Annotated in this window: 13 protein-coding genes; 8 read left to right on the top strand and 5 right to left on the bottom strand. The window is 59.3% G+C overall.

Annotated features, from left to right (window positions below; translation table 11 throughout):
- Window positions 1-152: 152 nt before the first annotated feature.
- Both ABVS03_RS06900 and ABVS03_RS06895 read right to left on the bottom strand, forming a co-directional pair.
- Entirely contained in the window at window positions 153-686 is a 534-nt protein-coding gene (locus ABVS03_RS06900; RefSeq protein WP_330972376.1) for a GNAT family N-acetyltransferase, read from the bottom strand.
- 15 nt (window positions 687-701) lie between these two features.
- Complete coding sequence (locus ABVS03_RS06895; RefSeq protein WP_330972375.1) at window positions 702-1826, bottom strand: GTP-binding protein; 1125 nt, start codon at window positions 1824-1826, stop codon at window positions 702-704.
- Between the two features lie 205 nt (window positions 1827-2031).
- On the opposite strand from ABVS03_RS06895, the gene ABVS03_RS06890 reads away from it, so the two are divergent.
- Window positions 2032-2883 carry an HAD family hydrolase gene (locus tag ABVS03_RS06890; RefSeq protein ID WP_368018538.1) on the top strand — a complete coding sequence of 284 codons (852 nt, stop codon included), beginning with the start codon at window positions 2032-2034 and terminating at the stop codon, window positions 2881-2883.
- A 77-nt stretch (window positions 2884-2960) separates the two neighbouring features.
- Complete coding sequence (locus ABVS03_RS06885) at window positions 2961-3449, top strand: hypothetical protein (RefSeq protein ID WP_368018537.1); 489 nt, start codon at window positions 2961-2963, stop codon at window positions 3447-3449.
- 72 nt (window positions 3450-3521) lie between these two features.
- Here the strand turns inward: ABVS03_RS06885 and ABVS03_RS06880 are convergent, their stop codons facing one another.
- Complete coding sequence (locus tag ABVS03_RS06880) at window positions 3522-4079, bottom strand: ferritin family protein (RefSeq protein WP_368018536.1); 558 nt, start codon at window positions 4077-4079, stop codon at window positions 3522-3524.
- 310 nt (window positions 4080-4389) lie between these two features.
- Here ABVS03_RS06880 and ABVS03_RS06875 point away from each other — a divergent pair, with 310 nt between their 5' ends.
- The 6 genes from ABVS03_RS06875 to ABVS03_RS06850 all read left to right on the top strand — a co-directional run bounded on the left by ABVS03_RS06875 (window position 4390) and on the right by ABVS03_RS06850 (window position 10384).
- Window positions 4390-4830: a Fur family transcriptional regulator gene (locus tag ABVS03_RS06875; protein WP_368018535.1), complete on the top strand. Its 441-nt coding sequence runs from the start codon at window positions 4390-4392 to the stop codon at window positions 4828-4830.
- Between the two features lie 199 nt (window positions 4831-5029).
- A complete protein-coding gene (locus ABVS03_RS06870; protein ID WP_368018534.1) occupies window positions 5030-5869 on the top strand; it encodes a PRD domain-containing protein in 840 nt (279 codons plus the stop codon).
- A gap of 75 nt (window positions 5870-5944) precedes the next feature.
- The gene (locus ABVS03_RS06865) at window positions 5945-7393 is read left to right on the top strand and encodes a PTS transporter subunit EIIC (RefSeq protein ID WP_368018533.1); all 1449 of its coding nucleotides are present in this window, start codon (window positions 5945-5947) and stop codon (window positions 7391-7393) included.
- An 85-nt stretch (window positions 7394-7478) separates the two neighbouring features.
- Window positions 7479-8930 (top strand): glycoside hydrolase family 1 protein, encoded by a 1452-nt coding sequence (locus tag ABVS03_RS06860; protein ID WP_368018532.1) that lies wholly within the window; start codon window positions 7479-7481, stop codon window positions 8928-8930.
- 61 nt (window positions 8931-8991) lie between these two features.
- Window positions 8992-9519: a PTS glucose transporter subunit IIA gene (locus ABVS03_RS06855; protein ID WP_368018531.1), complete on the top strand. Its 528-nt coding sequence runs from the start codon at window positions 8992-8994 to the stop codon at window positions 9517-9519.
- Window positions 9520-9991: 472 nt separating this feature from the next.
- Window positions 9992-10384 carry a toxin-antitoxin system HicB family antitoxin gene (locus tag ABVS03_RS06850; protein ID WP_368018581.1) on the top strand — a complete coding sequence of 131 codons (393 nt, stop codon included), beginning with the start codon at window positions 9992-9994 and terminating at the stop codon, window positions 10382-10384.
- A 106-nt stretch (window positions 10385-10490) separates the two neighbouring features.
- Here ABVS03_RS06850 and ABVS03_RS06845 read toward each other — a convergent pair whose 3' ends face one another.
- Together ABVS03_RS06845 and ABVS03_RS06840 are read right to left on the bottom strand one after the other, a co-directional pair.
- Entirely contained in the window at window positions 10491-11669 is a 1179-nt protein-coding gene (locus tag ABVS03_RS06845; protein WP_330972365.1) for a phosphoribosylaminoimidazolecarboxamide formyltransferase, read from the bottom strand.
- Window positions 11670-11672: 3 nt separating this feature from the next.
- Window positions 11673-12314, bottom strand: coding sequence for an IMP cyclohydrolase (locus ABVS03_RS06840; RefSeq protein WP_368018530.1), 642 nt, complete (start codon window positions 12312-12314; stop codon window positions 11673-11675).
- Between the last annotated feature and the right edge of the window lie 25 nt (window positions 12315-12339).

The following is a 12339-nucleotide window of genomic DNA, read 5'->3' as shown; positions in this document are numbered from 1 at the left end:
TCATCCACCTCCTGCATGCTTCTCCTGCTTCTGGTTGTTGTACCCACTTCCCATGAAAGAGCGCATATCCGGGACGGCCAGGTTCCAGCCGGCAGAAGAAGGCCGCCGGAGGGAATTGCCCTTCCGGCGGTCTTGCTGCGCTTTTGTCTCTTCTAGAGGAGCTTTTCCAGGCAGACGAGCTGGATATGGGGAATGCCATTGAAGTTGCAGGGAACGATGTCCACTTCCTTGTAGCCAAGGCGGGCATAGAGCCTGCGGGCGGAAGCATTGCGCTCGTTCGTGTCGATGCGGCAGGCTGTGCAGCCGCGCTTGGCTGCCTCCTCCTCATAGAAGCCGACGAAGGAAGAGCCGTAGCCCTTGCCCTTGTAGCGCGGATCGACGACCAGGGTATGGAGCACGAGCACCTGGTCGTCCGGCGTATCCTCCGTCCAGTGGGCGAGGGCGTACTCCGGCACCTGCGTCTGGTTGATGATGCCAGAGGCAACAAGTCTCGTCTCGCCTTCGACGAAGTCCTCCATCGCATAGAGCGTTCCCTCATCGAGGGCACGCCGGGCAGTCTCGGGGACCGGATAGATGCTGCGGACCCAGCCGATCGTCGTGCGTCCTGCCTCTTCCTCGTCGTGGACGAGCTCATAGGACTTGATTATGGCCGGGATATCCTGCGGGCCTGCTTTTCGGACATGCATGGAGCGGGGCCTTCCTTAGTCGCGCTTCCAGGGAACGAGGCAGGCGTCGAGGCCGGCAACGAGGGCATCCTTGTCCATGTGCCTGCCGATGAAGCACAGCTTCGTCATCCTGTCGCCGCACTCCGGATCCCAGTCGTCCATGAGCTCGGGGCTCTCCTCGATCATCTTCTTCTTTTCGTCCTCAGGGGCAGAGTCGACGAAGAGGCCGTTCTCCGTGAGGGAGACCTGCTGGCCTGCCTGCTCGAAGATGTAGCACATGTCAGGATCCTGTGAGCACCAGAACATGCCCTTGCAGCGGATGATGGACTCCGGCCAGGTCTGGAGGAACTCGTTGAACTTGTCGACGTCGAAGGGCTGCCTGCGCTCGTAGACGAAGGTCGTGACGTCGTACTCGAGGACCTCGGGGTTCTCATGCTCCTCGGGGTGATCCATTGCATCGATCCAGGCTGCAGAGTTGTAGGCGCGGCTGAAGTCGAAGCGGCCGGTATCGAGGAGCTCGTCCATCGGCACGTTGCCGTGGTCGGCGACGACGATCTTTGCATCGCGCTGGAGGCTCCTGACGAGAGCCTTGAGCTCGGAGAGCTGGTCCTCCGTCACGAGGTCGCTCTTGTTCAGGATGACGGTGGTGCAGAACTCGAGCTGCTGGATCAGCAGCGATTCGATATCGTCTTCCTCGATATCGTCGCGCAGCAGGTCCTTGCCGCCATTGAACTCGTCGTACATGCGCTTGCAGTCGACGACAGCGACGATGTTGTCGAGATCGAGCGGGGCTTCGCCGTCCGTCTTGGACTGGTCGCAGAAGTTCGAGATCGTGTAGGCGATGGGGATGGGCTCGCAGATGCCGGAAGCCTCGATGATGATGTAATCGAAGTCCCCGGACTTGGCGATGCCGTCAAGCTGGTTTGCAAGGTCGCCAGCGAGCGTGCAGCAGATGCAGCCATTCGTGAGCGGGATCAGGGAGTCGGTCTTCGAGAGGCCGCCGTCCTTGATGAGGGAGGCGTCGACATTGACCTCGCCGATATCGTTCACGATGACAGCAGCGCGGATGCCCTGGTCATTGTTCAGGATGTGGTTCAGAAGGGTCGTCTTGCCGGCACCGAGATAGCCGGTGAGCATGATGATCTTGACTTGCTTTGCCATGGATTCCTTGAATCCTTTCTCTTCGGGGCGTAGCTCTGCGCAGCCATATTTCGGAGGTTTGTATACCCTGCAGACGTTCTCTGTTTGCGAGGCAGGTGGGCTGTGCGCGCAATCTCCTTGTTCTCGCCCCATTTTAAGGATGTGGGCGGCTACCATGATAGAAGCCCGCATAACTCTTCAGAAATGCATCGGAAGAAGGCAGTCTGTGATCAAGCTCATCCTCACGGACCTCGACGATACGCTCATCCCGGTTGGCGCTCCCTGCGCTTCCGCACGTGCCAGGAAAGCGATTCATGTACTCCTCGACCATGGCATCCACTTCGGGCCGGTCTCGGGACGCATTCCCTCTGCCATGGGATGGATGTTTGCAGACGATGCGGCCTGCTTTGCGACAGGTGCCTTCTCGAATGGCCAGATCCTCCATCTCGATGGACGCGAGGTCGGCGTGAAGGAGCTTCCTTTTGAGGCGCTCGTGCACACGCAGGAGATCCTCGATGCGACGGGGCACGCCGCTCTTGCCATCTACGATGTGGAGGGTGATGGAAGGGCTACGCTCTATTCTGGCGCGCCCGATCTGATCGGGCAGGACAGGACGATCTTCACGGAGTCCTCAGGCAGGGTCGAGACGAAGCTCGACCCTCATGCCCGCTACATCAAGGCCAATGTCCATGTATCGGGAAGCTACGAGGAGAGGTGTGCGCTCAGAGACCGTCTGAAGCAGGAAGTGCCTGAGCTCGGCTTCGTGCTGCCAAGCCTCAAGGCGCCGCTCATCGACATCTCTCCTGCCGGCTGGGACAAGGGCTCGAGCGTACGTGCGCTCGCGGAAGCCCTGGGCGTGGGGCTCGACGAGGTCGTCTGCTTCGGCGATTCGGAAAACGACCTCTCGATGATCGAAGCCGTGCCGAATGGCGTGGCTGTTGCCAATGCAGCTCCTGAGATCAGGGAGGCAGCACGCTGGCATATCGGCCCCTCGAAGGATGATGCAGTCGCAGCAGCGCTCGAAGATATCGCGCGTGCTGCCGATGCAGGCACGCTTCCTTCCTTCATGCAGGAATAGACTGAGGCATGTCGACATTTCCCCAGATGGATGAGTGCCTGGAGCGGCGCATCCTTGAGGAGCTGAAGCGCCGGAACATGCTCAGCACCGATGGCATAACAACGGTCTTCGGAAAGCCGGCAATCAGGCAGGGAGAGCCTGGGCCTGAGGCGCTTGCCGATGCTGCAGCACCGCAGAAGCGCCTGGTCGAGCTTGCCTATGCAACGCCGTGGACAGGGGAGTGCTCCTGTGCTGCCTGGATCGAAGAAGCATTTGTGCGCCTCGGATATGGGCATGTGGACGGAGATGCGTTCGAGCTCTGCCGGAAGTACCTGGGGCTCGACGATCTCGCAGAGCTCAAGGTGGGCATGGCAGTAGGGGTGGAGCATCACCCTTACGGCGCTCAGGGGCTTACCTATGGGCATATCGGCCTCTACATCGGAGACGGCAAGATCTTGGACTGCGCCGATGACAGGGTCAGATGCGCACCGCTTGCCCTCTGGCTTTCCATCTATGGGGCCATGGACGATCCGCGCTGGGGCTGGCTCGACCATCTTGCGCTCGGCCGGGTGAAGCCTGAGCTCTGAAACATGCATATATAAGTGGACAGGCCGGGAGCGGATCCCGGCCTGTCCGAAGAGGGTAATGCAGGTTGTGGCCTAGCCGAAGTAGCGCTTGAGGAGGCCAGCAAAGGCACGGCCGTGACGGGCTTCGTCGCGGGCCATCTCGTGCACCGTGTCATGGATTGCATCGAGGTTATGAGCCTTGGCACGCTTTGCGAGATCCGTCTTGCCGGCAGTGGCGCCGTTTTCGGCCTCGACACGCATCTCGAGGTTCTTCTTGGTGGAGTCGGTCACGACCTCGCCGAGGAGCTCGGCGAAGCGGGATGCATGGTCTGCCTCCTCGAAGGCAGCCTGGCGATAGTACATGCCGATCTCGGGATAGCCCTCGCGCATTGCGACGCGGCTCATTGCAAGATACATGCCGACCTCGGAGCACTCGCCGTTGAAGTTGGCACGGAGGTCCTCGATGATGTCCTCAGGAACGCCCTCAGCCTTGCCGACGCCCACGACATGCTCGGCAGCCCAGGTGAGCTCGCCCTCCTGCTTCGTGAAGCGGGAGCCGGGGCAGCCGCACTGGGGGCACTTGTAGTCGGCAGGCAGCTCGTCGCCGTCGAACTCTTCCACGTAACCGCAGACGGGGCATACAAACTTCATGGCGCATTTCCTCTCTCTTTTGCCGGGACAGCGCTTCCGTCCCGATCTTTCTGTTCCCGAACAGGAATGCCTCTCATAAGGGTCTCCCTTAGACGTCTTATGGAGAAGCTGCTTCTCCGCATGAAACACACATTTGACCAGCATGCATCTGCTACGATGGCCGAGCATGTTCCAGAGGGGTGCTTGCATTCTTATCAGGAACAGTTATTATGATAGACAGGAGAAGCGGCAAGTCAAGGACTTTCTGCCCGACTCTCCGAAGCTTTACGGATCCCAGACGCTGTGCTCTGGACCCAGGAAATGAGGAAGCATGACAGAGAGAAGAAACACGAGGCAGCGCCAGCTGGTGCTCGAGGAGGTGCGCTCCCGGCACGACCATCCGACGGCTGAGCAGATCTTTGATGAGGTGCACAAGGTCGACGAGCATCTGAGCCGCGCCACGGTCTATCGCAATCTCCACCTTCTGGCTGACGAAGGCATCATTCTCTCGATCAAGGCGCCAGGCGGGGAGAGGTTCGACCTTCGTACGGATGAGCACGCCCATGTGATCTGCGTCCGCTGCGGCAAGGTCATGGACGTCGGCGTCCATGAAGACCAGACGCTCGATGCCCAGGCAACGGCCGACCTGCGTCCGTTCGCGGAGGGGGGCTATCCCTGGACCGTCTATTCGCATGCTACGATCTTCCAGGGCCTCTGCCCGGAATGTGCAGCGAAGGAGCAGGCAGAGAAGGAAGCTTCTGTCACGGCGTAGGCTCCGCTCTGCTCTGACGAACGGAGTGATTCTGTCGGTGAACGGAAAATGAAGGACATCTGCTGAAAACAGTGGATGTCCTTCTGCTAGAATCACATACATGGCAAGATTGTTACTCATCCCTTGAGGCATTACTTGCGCGAAGTGTGGCATGACTCGAAGTCCTCGTCTCGCGTAGAAGCCTGAAGGGTATTTTTTTATGCGCCTTGTCAAGAAGATCAACAACAACGTAGCGCTCGGCATCGATGATTCCGGCCGCGATGTCGTCGTGTTCGGCAAGGGCGTCGGCTTCAAGCACATGCCATACGACATCACCCCCACCGACGAAGTGCAGCGCATCTTCTTCGATGTGAGCAGAGGCATGGCAGGCACGCTTGCCGGGCTTTCCGACAATGTGCTTCTGGCTGCCTCCGATATCGTCGATCTTGCAAAGATGGAGCTTGAGTGCAAGCTCAACCCCAATCTCGTCGTGACCCTTGCAGACCATATCCAGTTTGCCATCGAGCGCCGCCGCGAAGGCATCGATGTCCAGAATCCGCTCCAGAACGAGGTGGCATTCGTCTACCCGAACGAGCTCAGGATCGGACGCACCGGTGTCGCTATGGTCAATGCCCGCGTCGAGGATGCAGACCTGCCGGAGAGCGAGGCGTGCTCCATTGCTCTCCACATCGTGAACGGCGAGATGGGCGGAGCAGGAGACACCTCGAGCATCGACCTGGTGATGGAGACCGCCCGCATCATGAAAGAGGTCACCAAGATCATCGAGAGCGAGCTCGGCGTCACGCTCGACCGCCGCTCATACGCCTACAACCGCTTCGTCGGCCATTTCCGCTACCTTGTGGCCCGCCTCTCGCACGGCGAGAGCGAACAGACCAAGAACAGCTCGCTGTTCAAACAGGCAGCGAAGGATTTTCCCGATATCTACAGCTGTGTCGAGAAGATACAGCGCTATCTTGCCGACACATACAGCTGGAGCTGCTCGAATGAGGAGCTGCTCTATCTGATGATGCATGTGAACCGTCTCGTGACGGCTTGCTAGCTGCATATCCGGACGTGGGAGGACGCGTCCTGATAGGGCCCTATGGGGGAGGCCAAAGGTCTTAAGGAGGAACCAATGGCAGAAGGAAAGTACGACTATCTGGCCGAACAGATCCTGGAGAACGTAGGAGGCAAGGACAACATCCGCTCTGTCGCGCACTGCATCACGCGCCTGCGCCTCAAGCTCAAGGATGTCGACAAGGCGAATACAGAAGTCATCGAGAAGCTTCCGGGCGTCATCAAGGTCATGAATGCCAACGGCCAGTACCAGGTCGTCCTCGGCAACAAGGTCGAGGATGTCTATGATGCATTCCTCAAGATCTCGGGCCTGACCGGCGCCGGCGAAGTCGCTGTCGACGACGATGGGGAAGGCGAAGAGAAGACGGTCCTGTCAGTGATTGTCGACCTGATCTCCGGCATCTTCGCGCCGATGCTCGGCACCTTCGCCGCTGCCGGCATCATGAAGGGCATCCTTGCCTGCTGCACGGCCTTCGCCCCGGCCTTTGCGACCTCGGGTGCCTATACGCTGCTCTATACCGTGGCTGACGGCATGTTCTACTTCCTGCCGGTCGTCCTTGGCTACACGGCCGCCAAGAAGTTCAAGATGAACGAGTTCAATGGCCTTGCTATCGCCTTCGCGCTCGTCTATCCGACGATGGTCGCGCTCACGAAGGGCGAGATCCTGGGTTCGGTCGACCTCGGCGTCTTCGGTACCTTCTCCTGGTACGCCACCTTCTTCGGCCTGCCAATCATCATGCCGGCCTCTGGCTACACGTCGTCGGTCATCCCGATCCTTCTGATGGTCTGGTTCGGCTCTGTGGTCGAGCACTGGGTCAAGAAGTGGATGCCTGCCTCCCTCAAGATGTTCTTCACGCCGCTCATCGTTGTCACCGTCTCGGTCGTCGTAGGCTATCTGGTGATCGGCCCGGTCGCTACCTTGCTCACGAACCTGCTCTCCGCCTTCTTCCAGCTGATCTTCGGCCTTCCGGTCGTCGGCTCGATTGTCGGCTGCGTTGTGGTCTCCGCCTTCTGGATGGTCCTTGTCATCTTCGGCTTCCACTGGTCGCTCGTGCCTATCGCCCTGGTCAACCTCACGACGCTCGGCCATGACTTCATCCTTGCTTCCGTGATCGGCCACTCCTTCTCGCTCGGCGCCGTCGTCTTCGCGATGTATCTCAAGAACAGGGACGAGAACTTCCGCGAGATTGCGCTTCCTGCCATGATCTCTGCCTTCTTCTTCGGCGTTACCGAGCCGGCCATCTACGGCGTCGCGCTTCCCGACAAGCGTGCCTTCGTGAATGCCTGCATCGGCTCTGCTGTGGGCGGCCTCATCATCGGCATCTCCGGCGCTGTCGTCTACATCTCCGGCGGCCTCGGCGTCTTCAACTGGCTCTCCTACATCGATCCTTCCGGCACCATGGGCGTGACCTACATGATCTGGGCCATCGTTGCCTCGGTTGCATCCGCGATCGTGGGATTTGCCCTCGAGTTTGCGTCCTACAAGCCCGAAGCTTCCAAGGCATAGCTTCGCAGGGCGTACGCGTTCATCATCTGATAGCTGAATCGGAGGGGTCTGGTCATCCAGGCCCCTCCTTCGGAAAGGGGAAGAGATGGCATTTCCGAAGAACTTTCTCTGGGGCGGCGCGACTGCAGCCAACCAGGTCGAGGGAGGCTACCTCGAGGGAGGCAAGGGCCTCAATGTCCCTGATGTTATGACTGGCGGTACGGTCTCGACGCCACGTACGATTACGCCTGCTGGCGTGAAGCCGGGCGTCTTCTATCCAAGCCACGAGGCCGTGGACTTCTACCACCACTACAAGGAAGACATCGCGCTCTTCGGCGAGATGGGCTTCAAGTGCTACCGTATGTCCATCAACTGGGCGCGACTCTTCCCGCGTGGCGACGAGGAGAAGCCCAATCCCGAAGGCGTCGCCTTCTACAAGAGCGTCTTTGAGGAGTGCCGTAAGCACGGCATCGAGCCCATGGTGACGCTGTCGCACTATGAGCTGCCGCTTGCCCTTTCCCATGAGTACGGTGGCTGGTCGAACAGGAAGCTCATCGATTTCTTCGTGAACTATGCGAAGACCTGCTTCACCGAGTACAAGGGCCTTGTGCGCTACTGGCTCACGTTCAACGAGATCAACTGCGCAATGATGGGCGGCTTTGGCAACATCATGGGCCTCGGCATCCTGCCGGACCATGATTGGGACGTGAACTTCGCCGACTGTCCGTGGGACGATCCGCAGAAGCGCTACGAGGGCCTCCACAACCAGTTCGTGGCATCCGCGAAGGCCGTGCTCGCAGCGCATGAGATCGATCCTGAGAACAAGGTCGGCTGCATGATCGCAGGAAGCGCGAACTATCCCTATACCTGCAATCCGGACGATGTGCTCGCGGCGCACGATGCGATGGACAGGAGCAACTTCTACTGCGGCGATGTCCAGGTGAGGGGCAGCTATCCCTGCTGGGCACCGGAGCTCTGGAAGAAGGAAGGGGTCGATCTTTCTGATCTTGCCCTAAAGGACGCCGACATCCTGAAGGCGGGCACGGTCGACTTCTACGCCTTCAGCTACTACATGAGCTCCACGACCTCGACGGAGAAGACGGCCAGGGAGGGCGGCAACATCTTCGGCGGCGCCGGCAACCCCTACCTCAAGAAGTCCGACTGGGGCTGGGCCATTGATCCGGAGGGTCTGCGCTACTATCTCGAGTGCGTCTATGACCGCTACCAGGTACCGCTCATGATTGTCGAGAACGGCCTCGGCGCCGTCGACAAGGTGGAGCCGGATGGCTCCATCCATGATACCTACCGCATCGACTATCTCAGGACCCACATCCAGGAGATGGAGAAGGCGATCGAGCACGGCGTCGACCTCATGGGCTACACGATGTGGGGCTGCATCGACCTGGTGAGCGCCTCGACCGGCGAGATGAAGAAGCGCTACGGCTTCATCTATGTGGACAAGGACAACGAGGGGAAGGGCTCGCTTGCGCGCTCCCGCAAGGATTCCTTCTTCTGGTACAAGAAGGTCATCGCAACGAATGGAAATGACTTAAACTAGGAGTACTTTCGGCAAGAGGCGCTGCAGCCTGCGGCGCATATGCGATACAAGGGAGTGCATCATGGGATTCTTCGACAAGTTCAAGAAGGCGGCAAAGCCCGCCAAGCCTGAAGCGCTGAGCGTCTCTGCGCCTGCAGGCACCGTTCTTGCTCCGGTCACCGGCAAGGCCGTCAAGCTCGAGGATGTGTCCGACCCGGTCTTCAGCTCCGGCGCCATGGGCAAGGGCTGCGGCATCGAGCCTGAGGGCGAGTGCGTCTACGCGCCGGTCTCCGGCACCCTTACGGCAGCAGGTGCCCCGAACTACCATGCTCTTGGCATCCAGGGCGATGACGGAGCAGAGGTCCTGATCCATGTCGGCGTCGACACGGTCGAGATGAAGGGCGAGGGCTTCAAGGTCTACGGCGAGAAGGGCGCTCATGTGAAGGCAGGCGAGCCCCTGCTTTCCTTCTCCAAGGACAAGATCAAGGCTGCTGGCCATGACACTGTCGTTATCATGGCTCTCACGAACACCGACGATCTTGCTTCCGTCGAGTTCACGCACGAGGGTCCGGTCAAGGCAGGCGAGCCGGTCATCAGCTTCAAGAAGTAGGCTGCTGACGCTATCGCGTTGAAGCATGGGAGGCGCTCCATCTCGAGGATGGGGCGCCTCTTCGTGTTTGAAAAAAGACAAGCCACGGATGGCCGCTGTCCCATTCCTCATCTCCGAAAAATGCATCTGCTGACCCATAAATGGGGTATAGGGATGCTCCAATGAAAAGAACAAATGTTCTATTATAGAGAGGCCTGCAAGATGATACCGAATATGACACCATTCTAGGGAAGGAAGGACCATATAAAAATGGGATAAGCTGCTGAAACGTGTGCAGGCTCTTTCCGGCAATTTGAGGTTTGAGGAGCTGTGCAAGGTGCTGGAAAACTGCGGATATGAAATGTCTCGACCGTCAGGTGGAAGCAGCCACTGCATGTTCCGAAAGCCCGGCAGGAATCCCATCACGATACCGCGTCATGTCCCCCATCAAGATACAGAGAATTTGTCCGCGAAGCAGTCGAGGAGGCAGGCCGTGAAGAAGATTGATTACTATTTGAATCTGCCCTACAGGCTGGAGATCGTTCCCGACCCCGATGAAGGGGGATTTGCAGCGCGCTATCCTGAACTTCCGGGATGCATCACATGCGGTAACACGTTGGACGAGGTTGTACAGAATGCTGCTGATGCAAAACGTGCTTGGCTCGAGGCTGCGCTGGAAGAGGGTGTGGATATAGCTGAGCCGAAGACGGATGAGAGCTATTCTGGTCAGTTCAAGCTCCGCCTCCCGAAGAGCCCCCACCGCTCTCTTGCCGAACACGCAAAGGCTGAAGGTGTCAGCATGAATCAATACTGCCTCTATCTCCTTTCCAAGAACGATGGAGCGGAGTCAAGTCGCTTCGACCGGAAGAGCATTGTGGCGGAGTAGTCTCTTGCGACAGCCTTGCGCGGTCATGACAGTGCGTGTCAATTCAAAGGCAGGGCCTGCAGCGATGTGGCTGCAGGCCCTGCCCAGTTCTTTGTGGCTACGCGCCTTAGTGATGGAAGAGGCGCATGTGCGTGAAGCACATGGCAATGCCGTACTTGTCGGCGGTCTCGATTACGTTGTCGTCGCGGATGGAGCCGCCAGGCTCGACGATGTAGGAGACGCCTGACTTGTGGGCGCGCTCGACGTTGTCGCCGAAGGGGAAGAAGGCATCGGAACCCAGGGTCACGCCGGTCTGCGTGGCAATCCAGGCTGCCTTCTCCTCGCGGGTCAGGACCTCAGGCTTCTCGGCGAACCACTTCTGCCACTCGCCGTCGCGCAGGACATCGTCGTGCTCGTCGGAGATGTAGACATCGATCGTGTTGTCGCGGTTCGGACGGCGGATACCGTCTGCGAACTTGAGGCCGAGCACCTTCGGGTGCTGGCGCAGATACCAGGTATCGGCCTTGTTTCCGGCAAGGCGCGTGCAGTGGACGCGGCTCTGCTGGCCAGCGCCGACGCCGATGGCCTGGCCGTCCTTCACGTAGCAGACGGAGTTCGACTGCGTGTATTTGAGCGTTATGAGGGAGATGACCATGTCACGCTTGGCCTCGTCGGGGATATTCTTGTTCTTCGTCACGACCTCGTTCAGAAGGTCGGTCGAGATCTCGTAGTTGTTGTGGCCCTGCTCGAAGGTGATGCCGAAGACATCCTTCTGCTCGACCGGTGCACACTCGTAGTTCGGATCGATCTGGACGACGTTGTACTTGCCGCCCTTCTTGGAGCGCAGGATCTCGAGCGCCTCGTCCGTATAGCCCGGAGCGATGATGCCGTCGCTCACCTCATGCTTGAGGTACTGTGCGGTGCGCTTGTCGCAGATATCGGAAAGTGCTGCCCAGTCTCCGTAGGAGCTCATGCGGTCGGCACCGCGGGCGCGTATATAGGCGCAGGCGATAGGGGTGAGCGGACCTTCGTCGTCGACGAAATAGATCTGCTTCTCGATATCGGAGAGCGGCGTTCCCACAGCGGCGCCTGCCGGGCTCACGTGCTTGAAGGAGGCAGCGGACGGCATGCCGGTTGCACGCTTGAGCTCGCGGACGAGCTGCCAGGAGTTCAGGGCATCGAGGAAGTTGATGTAGCCCGGCTTGCCGGAGAGCACGGTCACGGGCAGGTCGGAGCCATCCTTCATGAAGATGCGGGCAGGCTTCTGGTTGGGGTTGCAGCCATACTTGAGTTCCAGTGAGTTCATCGCTTACTCTCCTTCGCGTGCATTGAACAGGCGTACCGTGCCTTCGACATTCGTGTAGAGGCTGACCTTGTTGTCCTTGTTGAGGGCTGCCCAGATCTCGTTAGGCTCGGGCATCGTGACCTTTATCGGCTCGCCGGCAAAGCTCGGAAGTGGATTGCCGTCTCCCTGATAGGTGCTGATGAAATAGCCGGCACCTTCTTCGACGCCTTCATAGACGAAGAACTCGCGGCAGCACTCGTCGGCTTCCGTCTCTGCATGCTTCAGGATGGAGATTGCGAAGGAGCCGTCGGGGTGCAGGATGGAGGAGATGCGCGGCGTGAAGTTCGGGCCATCGGGCTCGAAGCGGCGCTTCAGGCAGCCGCGGAAGAAGTCGTTCTCTTCGACGATCGTGTCGGTCTGGTCGCCGTTCGTCACGACGAGGGCATCGCCCATCGCGCGGACAGGGTGGTAGATGATAAGCGAGGGATCTTCAAGCTTCGAAGGGTCGTATGCCTCGGTGCGGATGCCGTCATCGGTCGGGACGAAGATGCGGTTCCTGCTGTTTGCGGAACGTCCCATGATCCAGTAGTAGACACGCTTGTGTCCGACCACGATGCCGCGGCCTGGATAGGGATTGCCTTCGAGCAGTTCCAGAAGATCTTGCATGGTCTTCCTCTCTCTTCAGCACAGC

This window comes from Olsenella sp. AGMB03486 (assembly GCF_040884255.1).
Lineage (GTDB): Bacteria > Actinomycetota > Coriobacteriia > Coriobacteriales > Atopobiaceae > Olsenella_L > Olsenella_L kribbiana.
This window is presented reverse-complemented; position numbering and strand designations above follow the sequence as displayed.

What these genes read in the sequence shown, in the direction of transcription:
- ABVS03_RS06900 (WP_330972376.1), bottom strand. Translation starts at nt 686, where the DNA reads ATGCATGTCCGAAAAGCAGGCCCGCAGGATATCCCGGCCATAATCAAG.
- ABVS03_RS06895 (WP_330972375.1), bottom strand. Translation starts at nt 1,826, where the DNA reads ATGGCAAAGCAAGTCAAGATCATCATGCTCACCGGCTATCTCGGTGCC.
- ABVS03_RS06885 (WP_368018537.1), top strand. Translation starts at nt 2,961, where the DNA reads ATGCTCAGCACCGATGGCATAACAACGGTCTTCGGAAAGCCGGCAATC.
- ABVS03_RS06880 (WP_368018536.1), bottom strand. Translation starts at nt 4,079, where the DNA reads ATGAAGTTTGTATGCCCCGTCTGCGGTTACGTGGAAGAGTTCGACGGC.
- ABVS03_RS06875 (WP_368018535.1), top strand. Translation starts at nt 4,390, where the DNA reads ATGACAGAGAGAAGAAACACGAGGCAGCGCCAGCTGGTGCTCGAGGAG.
- ABVS03_RS06870 (WP_368018534.1), top strand. Translation starts at nt 5,030, where the DNA reads ATGCGCCTTGTCAAGAAGATCAACAACAACGTAGCGCTCGGCATCGAT.
- ABVS03_RS06865 (WP_368018533.1), top strand. Translation starts at nt 5,945, where the DNA reads ATGGCAGAAGGAAAGTACGACTATCTGGCCGAACAGATCCTGGAGAAC.
- ABVS03_RS06860 (WP_368018532.1), top strand. Translation starts at nt 7,479, where the DNA reads ATGGCATTTCCGAAGAACTTTCTCTGGGGCGGCGCGACTGCAGCCAAC.
- ABVS03_RS06855 (WP_368018531.1), top strand. Translation starts at nt 8,992, where the DNA reads ATGGGATTCTTCGACAAGTTCAAGAAGGCGGCAAAGCCCGCCAAGCCT.
- ABVS03_RS06845 (WP_330972365.1), bottom strand. Translation starts at nt 11,669, where the DNA reads ATGAACTCACTGGAACTCAAGTATGGCTGCAACCCCAACCAGAAGCCT.
- ABVS03_RS06840 (WP_368018530.1), bottom strand. Translation starts at nt 12,314, where the DNA reads ATGCAAGATCTTCTGGAACTGCTCGAAGGCAATCCCTATCCAGGCCGC.